This is a genomic window from Cellulomonas cellasea (assembly GCF_030372105.1).
In the GTDB taxonomy this organism is placed as follows: Bacteria; Actinomycetota; Actinomycetes; order Actinomycetales; family Cellulomonadaceae; genus Cellulomonas_A; species Cellulomonas_A cellasea_A.
Genome location: NZ_JAUDBQ010000001.1, coordinates 305,307 through 320,890 on the forward strand (window position 1 = coordinate 305,307; position 15,584 = coordinate 320,890).

The following is a 15,584-nucleotide window of genomic DNA, read 5'->3' on the forward strand; positions in this document are numbered from 1 at the left end:
CCGCGCGGGCTGCTCTGCGGGACCGACCGCGCAACGGGTCGGGGGCGTCGGCGGCAGGTCTGTGACCTGGCACTGAGCGCGTCCTCAGCAGACTTCCAGGGTGTGCGCGCACACTGGGGTTATGACCGGTGCACCCGTCGAGCCTGAAGCCCGGCTCTTGGTGGTGGATGACGAGCCCAACATCCGCGAACTCCTCGCGACGTCGTTGCGCTTCGGCGGTTTCGAGGTCCATACCGCCGCGGACGGCGCCAGCGCCCTGCGCCTCGCGCGCCTCGTCGACCCCGATCTCGTGGTGCTCGACGTGATGCTGCCCGACATGGACGGCTTCACCGTGACGCGGCGCCTGCGCGAGAAGGGCCAGCACGTCCCCGTCCTGTTCCTCACGGCCCGCGACGACACGGCCGACAAGGTGCAGGGCCTGACGGTGGGCGGCGACGACTACGTCACCAAGCCGTTCAGCCTGGAGGAGGTCGTCGCGCGCATCCGCGCGATCCTGCGCCGCACCAGCCCGTCCGACCTCCTCGAGGGCAACCTGCTGCAGTACGCGGACCTCGAGCTCGACGAGGACAGCCACGAGGTGCGCCGCGCCGGGCACGTCATCGACCTGTCCCCCACCGAGTTCAAGCTGCTCCGCTACCTGATGCTCAATCCCGGCCGGGTGCTGTCCAAGCAGCAGATCCTCGACCACGTCTGGCAGTACGACTGGGGCGGCGAGGCGAACATCGTCGAGTCGTACATCTCCTACCTGCGGCGCAAGATCGACCAGGTGCGCACCGCGGACGGCGCCCAGGTCACGCCGCTGATCCACACGAAGCGCGGAGTCGGCTACATGCTGCGCCAACCGACAGGGACATGAGCGCCGACGCTTCCCCGACCACCCCGCAGTCCCCCACCGTCCGCGAGCGGTGGGGCGCCGCGGGCTCAGCGGCGCGCGCCTGGTGGGCGGGGGTGCCGTTGCGGGCCCGGCTGGTCGGGCTCATCACCGCGCTGCTGGTGGTGGGGCTGGCGATCGCCGGGGGCACCACTGCCGTCCTGCTCCAGCGGCATCTCGTCGGGCAGGTGGACCGCCAGCTCGCCACACAGGCGGAGACCCTGGCGCACACCACGATCGCGGAGACGCTGTTCGCCAGCCCGCTGAGCGGGCCCCGGCAGCAGACGGTGCTGCCGAGCGACTACGCGGTCAAGCTCACCACCGACTCCGGCCTCTGGGCGGACCTGGGCCGGGAGGCCACGTACTCGCAGTACGGCACTCCGAACCTCCCGGCCATGACGGCGGCCGAGGCGTCCCAGGCGGGCTCCGAGCCGTTCACCGTCGACAGCTCGAAGGCCGGCTCGACGTGGCGGGCTGTCGTGTTCCCGTACCAGGCCACGGTGAACGGGACCACGATCACGGGGACCGCCACCGTCAGCCTCCCGCTGGCCGCCATCCACAACACGATCGACACGGTGCTGCTCGTCATGGTCATCGGCGGCGTCGGGGTGGTGCTGCTCGGCGCCCTCGTGGGCGGCTGGGCCGTGCGCCGCGCGTTCCGCCCGCTGCGCCAGATCGAGGACACCGCCGCGGCCATCGCCGACGGCGACCTCAGCCGCCGCGTCCCCGCCGCGCCGGTCGGCACCGAGGTGGGCAGGCTCGGCGCCGCGCTCAACGGGATGCTGTCCCAGATCGAGCAGGCGTTCGCGTCCCAGAGCGCCTCGGAGCACCGCATGCGCCGGTTCGTCGCGGACGCGTCACATGAGCTGCGCACCCCGCTCGCGGCGATCCGGGGCTACAGCGAGCTGTACCGGATGGGCGCGCTCACCGAGCCCGCGCAGGTGGACGACACGATGCGCCGCATCGAGGAGTCGGCCACGCGCATGGGCGCGCTCGTCGAGGACCTGCTGACCCTGGCCCGGATGGACGACGGGCGCCCGCTGCGCGCCGACGAGGTCGACCTCATGGTGCTGGTGGGCGACGCGCTCAGCGACCTGCACGCCCTCGACCCGAGCCGCCCGCTGCGCCTGGAGCCCGACGGCGGCACGTGCACGGTGCTCGGCGACGAGCCGCGGCTGCGGCAGGTGCTGGCGAACCTCGTCGGCAACGTGGTGCAGCACACCCCGGCGGGCAGCCCTGTCGAGATCGGCGTGACAGAGCGCGACGGGGTGGCGGTGCTCTCGGTGCGCGACCACGGCCCCGGCATCGACCCCGAGCATGCGGCGCGCGTGTTCGAGCGCTTCTACCGGGTCGACGCGAGCCGGGCCCGAGGCGGCGCCGGGGCCGCGGGCGCGGGTGGCGCCGGGCTCGGCATGGCCATCGTCGCGGCCATCGTGTCCGCGCACCATGGCGACGTCTCCATATCCCAGACACCGGGCGGCGGGACGACTGTGCAGGTCAGCCTGCCGCTGGCGGTGGGCGCCACAAGCCGGGCGCGGCAGATGTCAGCGGACTGGGAGCCTTCGACGCGCTGAGGGCTACGATGGCCCGTCCGAGCACGAGAACGACACGTGAGGGCTGTCTCATGGGCGTCAATGACGCACCACAGTGGTTGAAGTCGGCGTACGTCCGCAGCGCCGTCGAGGCTGGCGCCACAGCCCCGCCCGGTCAGATCCGGGAGGTCGCCGAGACGCTCATCAGCCGCTGGTCCTCCCCCGGCCGCCGCTACCACAACCTGCGGCACCTGATCGATGTGCTGGCGCATGTCGACGAGCTCGCCGAGGAGACGCACGAGCCCGACCTGGTGCGGCTGGCCGCCTGGTACCACGGGGCGAAGTTCGACGCCGCGGAGGCCGCCGCCTACGCGAACAAGGGCGGCGAGGACGAGCCGGGCAGCGCGCGGCTGGCGCTCGAGGAGCTGCTCGCGCTGGGGGTGCCGGAGCGCGCGGCGCGGCGTGTGCACCAGCTCGTGAACGCACTGGCCCACCACCACGCGGAGCCGGGCGACTTCGACGGCGCGGTGCTGTGCGACGCCGACCTGGCGATGCTGGCCGCCGAGCCGCAGCGGTACAAGGCCTACCTGCAGGACATCCGCGCCGAGTACGCGCACCTGCCCGTGGAGGACTACCTGCGCGCGCGGGTGGCGATCATCGGGCGGCTGCTGGACCGGCCGCAACTCTTCACCAGCCCGCTCGGCGCGGTCTGGGAGGAGCCCGCCCGGCAGAACCTCGCCGCCGAGCGGCAGCGGATCGACCGCGAGCTGGTCGCGCTCGCCCACTGACCCTCCCCCCTGACCCGGGCGGCCCGGCGCCGCCCGGGTCGCGGGCCGCCCACAGCCCTCGCGCGGCCGCGCCGTCCCACTGCTGGGCCGAGGGGCCGCGAGGGCCGCGCCGCCGCTGCGTAGCGTCCGTCACTCCCACACACCAGGAGGACGCGATGAGCAGGTACGAGGTCGACAGCGCCCAGGTCGGGCAGGCCGCAGCCGCCGTGCAGGCCCGCACGGCGGCCGTCCGCGCCGAGGTCGCGGCGATGCAGCGGCAGCTCACCGAGCTGCAGGGCGCCTGGCGCGGCGGCGCGGCCACCGCGTTCGCCGGCGTGATGACGGAATGGGGCGCCACCCAGGTCCGCGTCGAGCAGGCGCTGGACCACATCACCGCCGCGCTGAACGCCGCGGCCCGCACCTACGCCGACGCCGAGGAGCAGGCCTCCCGGCTGTTCCTGCGATGACCGGCCGGGCGGCGGGACGGCCCGGCGCGTCAGCCGCCGGCCACGTCGAGGACGACCAGGGCGGACCCCGGGCCCACCTGCTGCCCGGGCCGCACGCGCACCTGCACCACGCGCCCATCGGCTGGCGCCTGCACCCCGAGCTCGAGCTTCATCGCCTCGAGGGCCACCAACGGGTCGCCCTCGGAGACGAGGGCGCCCGGCTCGACCTCGACCCGCCACACGCTGCCGACCATGGGCGCCTCGACCACCACGCACCCGTCCGGGACGACCGGCGGCTCGGCTCCCGTGGCCGCGCCGAGGCCTGGGCCCAGGGGGCCCTCCTCAAGCGGCTCCGCGGCGGCGAACTCCCCCGCCGCCTCCCAGGCGGCGCGCTCCACGGCGAACGCCGCCTGCTGCGCAGTCGAGAACGCCTCGATCTCGGCGGCGGCCTCGCGCAGCATCGCCTGGTGCTCGCGGTACGAGAACGTCCCGTGCTCCACCTCGACGTCGAGCCGGCCGGCGGCGAACGCGGTGCGCTGCTCCGCCAACTCGGCGGCCGACACCGGATGCCACACGATCCGGTCGAAGAACCGCAGCAGCCACGGCTTCCCCTGCTCGAACACGCCGCGCTGCCGGTGGCCGGACCAGATCGGCACGGTGCGCCCCACGAGCTGGTAGCCGCCCGGCGACTCCATCCCGTACACGCACAGGTACGCGCCGCCCAGCCCCACGGTGTCGGCGGCGGTCCAGGTGCGCGCCGGGTTGTACTTCGTGGTGAGCAGCCGGTGGCGCGGGTCGAGGGGCACGGCCAGGGGCGCCCCGAGGTACACGTCGCCGAGCCCGAGCACCAGGTACTCCGCCTCGAACATCGTCCGGTACACGTCCTGCACGGACTCCAGGCCGTTGACCCGACGGATGAACTCGATGTTCGAGGGCAGCCACGGCGCCTCCGGGCGGACGCCCGCGGCATACCGCGAGACGGCGTCCGCGATGCACGGGTCGTCGAAGGACATCGGCAGGCGCACCGTGCGGCTCGGCACCACCAGGTCCTCGGTGGCCGGGAGCCCGGCCTCGAGCTCCCGCAGCACCTCCACCAGCGCGCGGACCGGCAGCACCGCCGGGTCGACGTGCACATGCAGGCTGCGCACCCCCGGGGTCAGGTCCACCACGCCTCGCAGCCCTGCGGCGACGCGCTCCCGCACAGCCTCGCCCAGCGCGTGCACGCGCAGCCGCATGCCCAGGTCGAGGGTCATCGGGCCGTACTCGACCAGCACGTTGTCGTCGGCGCCGCGCAAGTAGACGACGTCCGGGCGGCCCTCGGCGCCGCCCGTCACCCGCCCCAACACCCCGTCGTCGCCGTCCGGCCCCAGCGCGAGCCCGGCGCCCACCTGGGCCCGAGCGCGCCGCGCGTCCGAGACCCGCAGTGCGTCGGCGGTCGCCTCCGGCACCGGCACGAGCCGCACCGTGTCGCCGGGCCGGATCTGCCCCATCTTCCAGCGGTGCCCCGCCACCACCGTGACGGGGCAGGCGAAGCCGCCCAGGCTCGGGCCGTCGGGGCCGAGCAGGATGGGGGTGTCGCCGCTCACGTTGAGCGCGCCCACCGAGTACGGGTTGTCATGCAGGTTGGACGGGTGCAGTCCCGCCTCGCCGCCATCCGGCCGGGCCCACTGCGGGCGCGGGCCGGTGAGCCGGATGCCCGTGCGGTTCGCATGGGACTGCACCTGCCAGGTCGCGCCCCACAGCATCTCCATGTCGGCGGCGGTGAAGTAGGCGGGGGCTGGCTGCGGCCCCTCCTGCACAGCGATCTGCCAGTGGCGCACCAGCTCGGGGCGCACCTCGGGAGGCACCGGCGCCGGCGCGGGGGCGTCGTCGGGCGCCACCCCGGGGACCAGCACGTCGCCCACCGCGAGCGCACGCCCCGTGTACCCGCCGAAGCCCCCGAGCGAGAACGTGGACGCCGAGCCCAGGTACAGCGGGACGTCGAGACCGCCGCGCAGCAGCACATAGGTGCGCAGGCCCACGTCATGCGGCGCGCCCACGTCGAGCACACCGCCCGCCGGGACCACCACGGGCTCCCACTGCGGCACGGGCGCGCCATCGACGGTGACGGGCGCCGGCGCACCGGTCACGCACACCACGGCCTCGTGGCTGAACCGCAGTCGCGGGCCCGTGAGCGTGCACTCCAGGCCAGGGGCGCCCTCCGGATTGCCGACCGCCCGGTTGCCCCACCGGAAGGACAGGTCGTCCATCGGGCCCGACGGCGAGATGCCGACGTCCCAGTAGCCCAGCCGGCCCGGCCAGTCCTGCACGGTGGTCATCACGCCGGGGCGCAGCACGTCCACGAAGGGCTCGTCGTCGCGGACGCCACCGAGGGTCGCCGTGGTGTGCTCGGCGGCGAGCACCAGCGGGTCGGTGACGGCGGCGCGCAGCAGCGGCAGGTTGGTCTGCAGCCCGGACATCGACGTCCCGTCGAGCGCCGCCCGGGCGCGGGCGAAGGCCTCGGCACGATCGGCGCCGCGCACGATCACCTTGGCCAGCATCGGGTCATAGTGGCTCGACACCTCCTGCCCGGTCTCGACCCAGGTGTCCACGCGCACGCCCTCCGGGAACCGCACGTCGGTCAGCAGCCCGGCGCTCGGCCGGTAGTCCTTGCGAGGGTCCTCGGCGTAGACCCGTGCCTCCACCGCATGCCCGGTCACCGCGGGGCCGTTGTCGGGCAGCCCGTCGAGGAACGACGCGTCGCCCTGCGCGAGGCGGATCATCCACCCCACCAGGTCCACGCCGGTGACCTCCTCGGTGACGGGGTGCTCGACTTGCAGGCGGGTGTTCACCTCCAAGAAAGACGCCTCCTGGCGGTCCACGTCGTAGACGAACTCCACGGTCCCCGCCGAGCGGTAGCCCACCGACCCGGTGAGCGCACGCGCCGCTGCCTGCATCCGCTCCCGCACCAACGACGGCAGGCCCGGCGCCGGGGCCTCCTCCACCACCTTCTGGTTGCGGCGCTGCAACGAGCAGTCCCGGTCGCCCAGGCTCACGACCCGGCCGTCGCCGTCACCGAAGACCTGCACCTCCAGGTGCCGGGCGCGCGCCACGAACCGCTCGAGGAACACCCCCGCGCTCCCGAAATGGGCGGCGGCCAGGCGTTGCACCCGCTCGTAGGCGTCCGCCAGCTCGCCGGGATCCGCGCACGCCTGCATGCCGATCCCCCCACCGCCGCCGACAGCCTTGAGCATCACCGGGTAGCCGACCTCCTCGGCGGCGGCCAGCGCCTGGGCCACGTCGGCCAGCAGGCCGCTGCCCGCCACCATCGGCACTCCCGCCGCCTCAGCGGCCAGCCGGGCCCGGTGCTTGTCCCCGAACACCGCGAGGTGCGCGGGCGCCGGCCCCACGAAGGCGATGCCCGCCGCCTCGACATCCGCGGCGAACGCCGCGTTCTCCGACAGGAACCCGTACCCCGGGTGGATCCCGCCGGCTCCGGCGGTCAGGGCGGCGTCGAGCACCAGGTCGGCGCGCAGGTAGCTCTGCGCGGCGGGCGCCGGGCCGAGCCGGACCGCGACATCGGCCATGCGCACATGCGGCGCCGCGGCATCCGCGTCGGAGTGCACGGCGACGGTCTTCAGGCCGAGCTCGCGCGCGGTGCGGAGCACTCGGCAGGCGATCTCGCCTCGGTTGGCGACCAGGATCGTGTCGAACACGGCGTCTCCCACGGATGCGCTCGGAGGTGCGAGGTCGGGCGGACCGCTCCCCCGGCGACGCCATGGGCGCATCGGCGCCGGACGGGTCGGGGAGGCGGTCGGATCCGGGGGTGTATACACACCCGTATCCGCGTGGCCGACGCTAGGGAGCGGGTGTTTCCCGGACCCGTGCCGGGCGTAAACCCTGCGTTACGGACAGATCGACCCGGCTCAGCCCGCGAGCGCCATGCGCGTCATCGCCGTGGCAGCCCGGTCCATGACGACCTCCAGCGACTCGCCCACGTGGCGGTGCAGCGCGCCGAGCGCCTCCTCGAGCCGGCGGTCCAGCACCAGCTCCAGGATCTCGATGTGCTCGACGACCGTCGCCGTGATCCGCTCGGCCTCCACGAAGTCGTGCATGCGCACCGCGCGGATCTTCTGGTTCACCCCGATGAGCGCGGACGTCAACTGGTCGTTCCCCGAGGCCCGGGACAACGTGAGGTGGAATCCCTCGTCCAACAGCACGAAGCCGGGCGTCGGCTCGGGCGGGTCGTCGCGCAGCGGAAGCCACCGGGCGAGCTCGTCGCGGAGCAGCGCCTCGTCATGGCGGACGTGCGGGTTCTCGATGGCCCGCGCGATGCCCCGCAGCTCCAGGGTGATGCGCAGCTCGTAGAGGTCGCGCAGGTCGGCGAGGCTCGGCACCACCACCGCATAGCCGTAGTCGGTGCGCTCGACCAGGCCGTCCGCCAGCAGCCGGGCGAGGGCCTCCCGCACCGGGGTGCGGGACACGCCGAACGCCTTGCCGAGCTTCGGCTCGGTGAGCCGCTCGCGCGCGGGCACCCGGCCGCCCAGGATCTCGTCCCGCAGCCGCTCGTAGATGACGTCCCGCAGCACCCGCGAGGTCATAGCGCCATCGCAGCGCGGACCTGCTCCTCCTTCTCCGCGCCACCGGCACCCTCCTCGCGGACGCGGCCGGACTCGAGCACCACGTAGCGGGCGGCGGCCGCGAGCGCGAAGCCCACATGCTGCTCCACCAGGAGCACGGCGAGGTCGCCAGCCCGGGTCAAGGCCAGCACCGCGTCCTCGATCTCCGCGACCACCGACGGCTGGATGCCCTCGGTCGGCTCGTCGAGCAGCAGCACCCGGGGCTTGGTGATCAGCGCCCGCGCGATCGCGAGCTGCTGGCGCTGCCCCCCGGACAGGAGCCCGGCGCGGCGTCCGAGCAGCCCGCGCAGCGCGGGGAACAGGTCGAGGGCCTCGTCGGTGCGGGCCGCGCCGACCCCGCGCGGCTGGGCGTCGGCGACGAGCAGCAGGTTCTCCCGGGCGGTGAGCTGCCCGAAGGCCTGTTGGCCCTGCGCCACGTAGGCCAGCCCGCGGCGCACCCGCTGATGCGGCCGCAGCCGGGTGACGTCCTGCCCGTCGAGCCGCACCGACCCGGACCGGGGTGCGAGCAGCCCCACGGCCGCCCGCAGCAAGGTCGTCTTCCCGGCGCCGTTGTGGCCCATCACCGCGACGACGCCACCCGCCGGCACCGTGAGGCTCACGCCATGCACCACGGCTGTGCGCCCGTACCCCACATGCACTTCGGACAGTTCAAGCATCATTCCCCCGTCCTGACGGCGGCAGCGCGCCCTCGTGTCCCGTGGCCGCTGCCGAGGTACACCTCGACGACGCGCGGGTCGGCCTGCACCTGCGCCACCGACCCCTCGCTGAGCACCGCGCCCTGGTGCAGCACGGTGACCGACGAGGCGAAACTGCGCAGGAACTCCATGTCGTGCTCGACGACCACGACGGTCCGCTCGGCGCCGATGCGCCGCAGGAGCTGCCCGGTCTCCTCTCGCTCGGCGTGGCTCATGCCGGCCACGGGCTCGTCGAGCAGCAGCAGGCGGGAGTCCTGCACCAGCAGCATCCCGATCTCCAGCCACTGCTTCTGCCCGTGCGCGAGCACCCCGGCGAGCCTGTCCCGGGCCCCCGTGAGCCCGATGACCTCCAGGGCCTCCTCGACGGCGGGCGGCGTGCCGGACCGCCTGCGCAGCAACGTGCCCGGCCCGCGACGCGGGCCCGCCGCGATGTCGAGGTTCTGCAGCACGGTGAGCTCGTCGAAGACGCTGGCGGTCTGGAAGGTGCGCCCCACCCCCGAGCGGGCGATGCGGTGCACCTTGGCGCCGACCAGTTCCACGCCACCGAACTGCGCGGACCCGGTGGCGGGCGCCAAGCCGGTGAGCGCGTCGACGATCGTCGTCTTCCCGGCGCCGTTGGGCCCGATGAGGAACCGCAGGTCGCCCTGCGTGACGGTGAGGTCCACGCCGTCCACGGCCACGAACCCGTCGAACTCGACCCGCAGGCCGCGGACCTCGAGGTAGTCGTGCCGGAACCGCTGGGCTGTCACGTCGGGCGCCGTCGACTCGGACTCGGTCATGGCAGCCTCCCTGCGGTCGCCGCGGATGGGTCGGAGGGTTCAGGTGGGGTGAGCGCGTCGGCGCCCGGGGCGGGCGCCGTGTCGTCGTCGGACGGCGAGGCCTGCCCCGATCCGGCCACGCCCGGTGCGGCCGGCCCAGGGGCCGTCGACCGGCGCCGTCGCCACACCGCGCCGAGGGACGCGAGCCCGCCGGGCATGAACGCCACGACCAGGATGAACAGCGCGCCCTGGAAGTAGATCCACATCGACGGGAAGGACTCCGACAGGCTGGTCTGCGCCCAGGACACCGCGATGGCGCCGAGCACCGGCCCCAGCAGCGTGGCCCGGCCGCCGATGGCCACGCCCACCAGGAACGCGATGGACGGCACCACGCCGACGTCGGCGGGCGAGATGATCCCGACGATGGGCACGAACAGCGCCCCGCCGATGCCGGCGAACGCCGCGGCCACCGCGTAGGCGACGACTTTGACCTTCGCGGGGTCGTAGCCGAGGAACCGGACGCGGTTCTCCTGGTCGCGCACCGCGACGAGCAGCTCGCCGAACCGGGACACCATGAGCAGCCGCACCACGGCGACCATCACCAGCAGCGTCCCAGCGGCGATGAAGAACAGCATCCGCTTGTTCACGGGGTCGGCGAGGTCGAAGCCGAAGAACGAGCGGAACCCGTTGAGCCCGTTGGTGCCGCCGGTGACCTTCTGCTGCCCGATGAGCAGGATCGCGAACGCCGCGGCGAGCGCCTGGGACAGGATCGCGAAGTACGCGCCGCGCACCCGGCGGCTGAACACCGCCCATCCCAGGCCGGTGGCCACGAGCACCGGGACCACGACGATCGCGAGGATCGTCACGAGCGGGCTGCGGAACGGCTCCCACCAACCCGGCACCGTGCCGTCGCCGTACAGCAGCATGAAGTCCGGCACCCCGCCCGGCCCGGCGTCGGCGAGTTTGAGGTGCATGGCCATGAGGTAGCCGCCCAGGCCGAAGTACACGCCCTGGCCGAGGGTGAGCATCCCGCCGCGCCCCCAGGCCAGCCCGATGCCGACGGCGACCATCGCCAGGCACAGGAACTTCGCCAGCAGGTTGAGCCGGAAGTCGGAGAGCGCGGCGGGCGCGATGCCGAACAGGAGCACCGCCGCGAGCGCGAAGCCGCCCAGCGTGCGGGCCCGGCTGCCAGCGAGCAGCCGCTCCCGCGCGGTGGCCAACTGCGCGCTCATGCCAGGCTCCGAGTCCGCACGGCGACCAGACCCTGCGGCCTGGCCTGCAGGAACGCGACGATGGCCACGAAGACGAGCACCTTCGCGATGCTCGTGGTGGTCGAGTACTCGATGCTCGCCTGCAACAGGCCCAGCGCGAAGGCGGCGATCACAGTGCCCTTGAGCTGCCCGATGCCCCCGGCGACGACCACGAGGAACGCGTCGACGATGTACGCGGTGCCAAGCGTCGGGCCGATGGACCCGAGCAGGGTGAGGGTGACCCCGGCGACGCCCGCGACCCCGGAGCCGATGAAGAACGTCAGCCGGTCGGTGGCCCGGGTGGAGATGCCCGTGGTCTCGGCGAGGTCGCGGTTCTGCACGGTGGCGCGGATCTGGCGGCCCAGCGGAGTCAGGCGCAGCACCAGGGCCAGCGCCGTCACGCAGACGACGGCGACGAGCAGGATGAACAGGCGGGTCTTCGGCATGCCGATCCCGAAGACCTGCACGGCGCCCGACAGCCACTGCGGCGCCCGCACGTCGACGTTCGGCGCCCCGAACACGTCGCGCGCGAGCTGCTGGAGCACCAGCGCGACACCCCAGGTGACGAGCAGCGTGTCGAGGGGGCGGCGGTGCATGCGGGACAGCAGCGTGACCTCGAGCAGCAGCCCGATCAGCCCGCCCACCAGGAACCCGATGACCAGCGAGACCAGCAGCGACACCCCGGCGTCGGAGACGATCCCCTGCACCACGTACGCGGTGTAGGCGCCGGCCATCATGAGCTCGCCGTGCGCCATGTTGATGACGCCCATCTGGCCGAAGGTGAGCGCCAGGCCCAGCGCCGCGAGCAGCAGCACCGACCCGAGGCTCAGCCCGGCGAACAGCTGTGAGAACAGGGCATCCATCCCCGGCCCCTTTCCGTGCGGCCTGCCCGTCCCGGCGCCGTGGTGGCGGCGCCGGGACGGACGGGCGGTGGCGGCTCAGGTCAGGAGAGGCCCTCGGCCCAGTCGTAGCCCTTGAGGAACGGGTCGGGCTCGATGGCGCCGTCGGAGGCCCACTCGGTGTGGATGAGGCCGTCGGCGCCGATCTTGCCGATGAGCGCGGTCTTGGCGATGTGGTGGTTCTCGCCGTTGACGGTCACCGTGCCCTCGGGGGCGTCGAAGGTGACCCCGTCGGCGGCCTCCTGGATCGCGGCCACGTCGAAGGACTCGGCCTTCTCGACCATGAGCTTCCACAGGTGCAGCGAGGTGTAGGCGGCCTCCATCGGGTCGGAGGTGACGCGGTCCTCGCCGTAGGCGGCCTTGAACGCCTTGACGAAGGTGGTGTTCTCGGCGCTCTCGACGGTCTGGTAGTAGTTCCAGGCGGTGAGCTGGCCCTCGATGTTCTCCACGCCGATGCCGCCGACCTCCTCCTCGGCGATCGACACCGAGACGACGGGCAGCGCGTCCTTGCCGAGCCCGGCGTTCTTGTACTCCTTGAAGAACGCCACGTTGGAGTCGCCGTTCAGAGTGTTGAAGACCGCGTCGGCGCCGGAGCCCTTGAGCTTGTTGACGATCGTCGAGAAGTCCGTGTGGCCGAGCGGCGCGTACTCCTCGCCGACGATCTCGATGCCGTTGGCCTCGGCGTAGGCGTTGATGATCTTGTTGGCCGTGCGGGGGAAGACGTAGTCGGAGCCGACCAGGAAGACCTTCGTCTTGCCCTGCTCCTTGAGGTAGTCCATGCCCGGCACGATCTGCTGGTTGGTCGTGGCGCCCGTGTAGAAGATGTTCGGCGACGACTCCAGCCCCTCGTACTGCACCGGGTAGAACAGCAGCGAGTTCTTCGACTCGAACACCGGGAGCATCGCCTTACGGCTCGAGGACGTCCACCCGCCGAAGACCGCGGCGACGCAGTCGCTGGCGATGAGCTTCTCGGCCTTCTCGGCGAAGACCGTGGGCTCCGAGGCGCCATCCTCGCCGATCACCTCGAGCTGCTTGCCGAGCACGCCGCCGTCGGCGTTGATCTCCTCGGCGGCCAGGTCCAGCGCGTCGCGCACGGTCTGCTCGGAGATCGCCATCGTCCCGGACAGCGAGTTGAGGAACCCGATCTTCACCGTGTCGCCCGAGGTGTCGACGCAGGAGGCTCCTCCGGAGGCCGACGCGGCGGCGGGGTCGGCGGCGGAGTCGGTGCGGGAGCCGCAGCCGCTGACGGCCAGGGCGACCGTGAGCGCGACGGCTGGCAGCGCGAGTGCGCGGGTGCGAGGTCTGGTCAACGGAGTGCCTTTCGCTGGAGGGATTCCTGCGTGGTCAGGCCGGGGACCGTCGGGGACCACCGCGCTGTGTCCCGGCGTGTATACGTCCCTGTGGCCATGACGCTGGACGCTAGAGACGCGGTGTTTCATCCCTCTTCGCCCCGCGTGAACACGACGTTTCGGGTCGGTCTCGATCCCGACGCGACCCCCGCGCCCGATCCCGCCAGCGCGCCGACGTAGCCTCGGAGCCATGACCGTGCTCATCGACCCGCCGCTGTGGCCACGGCACGGCCTGCTGTGGAGCCACCTCGTCAGCGACGAGTCCCTCGCCGAGCTCCATGCGCTCGCCGACCGCGCGGGCCTCCCCCGGCGGGCCTTCGACCACGACCACTACGACGTGCCGCACACCCGCCACGCCGAGCTCGTCGCCCTGGGCGCCGTCCCCGTCGACACCCGCGAGCTGGTCCGCCGGCTGCGCGCCTCCGGCCTGCGCGTCCGCCCGGTCGACCGCATGGGCTGACCGACAACAGAACGACGGGCCGGCCGCCCGAAGGCAGCCGACCCGTCGTTTCTGTCGTGCTGTGAAGCTGAGCCGCGTGAGCGCGGACCCTGATCAGTGGATCAGAAGTCCATGCCGCCCATGCCGCCGTCGCCGCCGCCCTGAGGCGCCGACTTCTCGGGCTTGTCCGCCACAACCGCCTCGGTCGTGAGGAACAGGGCCGCGATGGACGCCGCGTTCTGCAGCGCCGAGCGCGTCACCTTGACCGGGTCGTTGACGCCCGCGGCCATGAGGTCCTCGTACACGCCGGTCGCGGCGTTGAGGCCGTGACCCGTCGGGAGGTTGCGGACCTTCTCGGCCACGACGCCACCCTCGAGACCGGCGTTGATCGCGATCTGCTTGAGCGGCGCGTCGATGGCGACGCGAACGATGTTCGCGCCGGTCGCCTCGTCGCCCTCGAGCACGAGGGTCTCGAACGCCGTCTTGCCGGCCTGGATGAGCGCGACGCCACCACCGGCGACGATGCCCTCCTCGACGGCGGCCTTCGCGTTGCGAACGGCGTCCTCGATGCGGTGCTTGCGCTCCTTGAGCTCGACCTCGGTCGCCGCGCCGGCCTTGATGACGGCCACGCCGCCGGCCAGCTTCGCGAGACGCTCCTGGAGCTTCTCACGGTCGTAGTCCGAGTCCGAGTTCTCGATCTCGGCGCGGATCTGCGCGACACGACCGGCGATCTGGTCGGCCTCGCCGGCGCCCTCGACGATCGTGGTCTCGTCCTTGGTCACGACGATCTTGCGCGCCTGGCCCAGGACCTCGAGGCCGACGGTGTCGAGCTTGAGGCCGACGGTCTCGGAGACGACCTGGCCGCCCGTGAGGATGGCCATGTCCTGCAGCATCGCCTTGCGGCGGTCGCCGAAGCCCGGGGCCTTGACGGCGACGGACTTGAACGTGCCACGGATCTTGTTGACGACGAGCGTGGCCAGGGCCTCGCCCTCGACGTCCTCGGCGACGATGAACAGCGGCTTGCCGGACTGGATGACCTTCTCCAGCAGCGGCAGCAGGTCCTTGACGTTCGAGATCTTCGACTCGACCAGCAGCACGTAGGCGTCCTCGAGGACGGCCTCCTGGCGCTCCGGGTCGGTGACGAAGTACGCCGACAGGTAGCCCTTGTCGAAGCGCATGCCCTCGGTCAGCTCAAGCTCGAGGCCCAGCGCGCTGGACTCCTCGACCGTGATGACGCCTTCCTTGCCGACCTTGTCGAGCGCCTCGGCGATGAGCTCGCCGATCGCGACGTCACCGGCGGAGATCGCGGCCGTGGCGGCGATCTGCTCCTTGGTCTCGACCTCCTTCGCCTGCGCGAGGAGCTGGGCGGTGACGGCCTCGACGGCCTTCTCGATGCCCTTCTTCAGGGCGATGGGGTTGGCGCCGGCCGCGACGTTGCGCAGGCCCTCGCGCACGAGCGCCTGGGCGAGCACCGTGGCGGTCGTCGTGCCGTCACCGGCGACGTCGTCCGTCTTCTTGGCGACCTCCTTGACGAGCTCGGCGCCGATCTTCTCGAACGGGTCCTCGAGGTCGATCTCCTTGGCGATCGAGACACCGTCGTTGGTGATCGTGGGGGCGCCCCACTTCTTGTCCAACACGACGTTGCGGCCCTTCGGGCCGAGGGTCACCTTGACGGTGTCGGCGAGGACGTTAAGCCCACGCTCGATGCCGCGCCGGGCCTCCTCGTTGAAGGCAATGATCTTGGCCATGGGGCTGTGATCCTTCACTTGACTCGTTGTTCGACCAGACGGTGCCCGCGACGGACGGAACTCCTGTGCGCGGTCATGTCCCGCACCCAGGTCGAACCTCACCTGTCAGTCGGTGATTCTGTCACTCTCCACCGGAGAGTGCTAACTCCATGGGTAGCACTCAGCACCCTCGAGTGCAAGACGCGCCCGGTTCGCGGAACCACCGCCAAAC

Annotated in this window: 13 protein-coding genes; 5 read left to right on the plus strand and 8 right to left on the minus strand. The window is 72.6% G+C overall.

Annotated features, from left to right (window positions below; all coding sequences use genetic code 11):
• Positions 1-121: 121 nt before the first annotated feature.
• The 4 genes from QUV83_RS01380 (at position 122) to QUV83_RS01395 (ending at position 3,637) form a co-directional block, all read left to right on the plus strand.
• Complete coding sequence (locus tag QUV83_RS01380; RefSeq protein ID WP_289561900.1) at positions 122-856, plus strand: response regulator transcription factor; 735 nt, start codon at positions 122-124, stop codon at positions 854-856.
• Positions 853-2,445, plus strand: a complete 1,593-nt coding sequence (locus QUV83_RS01385) for a sensor histidine kinase (RefSeq protein ID WP_289561902.1) — start codon at positions 853-855, stop codon at positions 2,443-2,445. The genes QUV83_RS01380 and QUV83_RS01385 overlap by 4 nt, the downstream gene beginning before the upstream one ends.
• 50 nt (positions 2,446-2,495) lie before the next feature.
• Positions 2,496-3,191: an HD domain-containing protein gene (locus QUV83_RS01390; protein ID WP_289561907.1), complete on the plus strand. Its 696-nt coding sequence runs from the start codon at positions 2,496-2,498 to the stop codon at positions 3,189-3,191.
• Positions 3,192-3,346: 155 nt separating this feature from the next.
• Complete coding sequence (locus QUV83_RS01395; RefSeq protein WP_289561909.1) at positions 3,347-3,637, plus strand: WXG100 family type VII secretion target; 291 nt, start codon at positions 3,347-3,349, stop codon at positions 3,635-3,637.
• A gap of 29 nt (positions 3,638-3,666) precedes the next feature.
• On the opposite strand, the gene uca is transcribed toward QUV83_RS01395, so the two are convergent.
• The 7 genes from uca to urtA form a co-directional block, all read right to left on the minus strand.
• Positions 3,667-7,311, minus strand: coding sequence for an urea carboxylase (uca, locus tag QUV83_RS01400; RefSeq protein ID WP_289561911.1), 3,645 nt, complete (start codon positions 7,309-7,311; stop codon positions 3,667-3,669).
• A 210-nt stretch (positions 7,312-7,521) separates the two neighbouring features.
• Entirely contained in the window at positions 7,522-8,196 is a 675-nt protein-coding gene (locus QUV83_RS01405; RefSeq protein WP_289561912.1) for a GntR family transcriptional regulator, read from the minus strand.
• Entirely contained in the window at positions 8,193-8,891 is a 699-nt protein-coding gene (gene urtE / locus QUV83_RS01410; protein WP_289561914.1) for an urea ABC transporter ATP-binding subunit UrtE, read from the minus strand. The genes QUV83_RS01405 and urtE overlap by 4 nt, the downstream gene beginning before the upstream one ends.
• Entirely contained in the window at positions 8,891-9,709 is an 819-nt protein-coding gene (urtD, locus tag QUV83_RS01415) for an urea ABC transporter ATP-binding protein UrtD (RefSeq protein ID WP_289561915.1), read from the minus strand. The genes urtE and urtD overlap by 1 nt, the downstream gene beginning before the upstream one ends.
• Positions 9,706-10,920, minus strand: a complete 1,215-nt coding sequence (urtC, locus tag QUV83_RS01420; RefSeq protein WP_289561917.1) for an urea ABC transporter permease subunit UrtC — start codon at positions 10,918-10,920, stop codon at positions 9,706-9,708. Before urtC ends, urtD begins: the two co-directional genes overlap by 4 nt.
• Entirely contained in the window at positions 10,917-11,801 is an 885-nt protein-coding gene (urtB, locus tag QUV83_RS01425) for an urea ABC transporter permease subunit UrtB (RefSeq protein ID WP_289561919.1), read from the minus strand. The genes urtC and urtB overlap by 4 nt, the downstream gene beginning before the upstream one ends.
• An 80-nt stretch (positions 11,802-11,881) precedes the next feature.
• On the minus strand, positions 11,882-13,147 hold the full coding sequence (gene urtA / locus QUV83_RS01430) for an urea ABC transporter substrate-binding protein (RefSeq protein ID WP_289561921.1): 1,266 nt from the start codon (positions 13,145-13,147) through the stop codon (positions 11,882-11,884).
• A gap of 229 nt (positions 13,148-13,376) precedes the next feature.
• On the opposite strand from urtA, the gene QUV83_RS01435 reads away from it, so the two are divergent.
• A complete protein-coding gene (locus QUV83_RS01435; RefSeq protein WP_289561923.1) occupies positions 13,377-13,646 on the plus strand; it encodes a DUF4031 domain-containing protein in 270 nt (89 codons plus the stop codon).
• Positions 13,647-13,747: 101 nt separating this feature from the next.
• Here QUV83_RS01435 and groL read toward each other — a convergent pair whose 3' ends face one another.
• Positions 13,748-15,373 (minus strand): chaperonin GroEL, encoded by a 1,626-nt coding sequence (groL, locus tag QUV83_RS01440; RefSeq protein ID WP_289561925.1) that lies wholly within the window; start codon positions 15,371-15,373, stop codon positions 13,748-13,750.
• Positions 15,374-15,584: the final 211 nt, after the last annotated feature.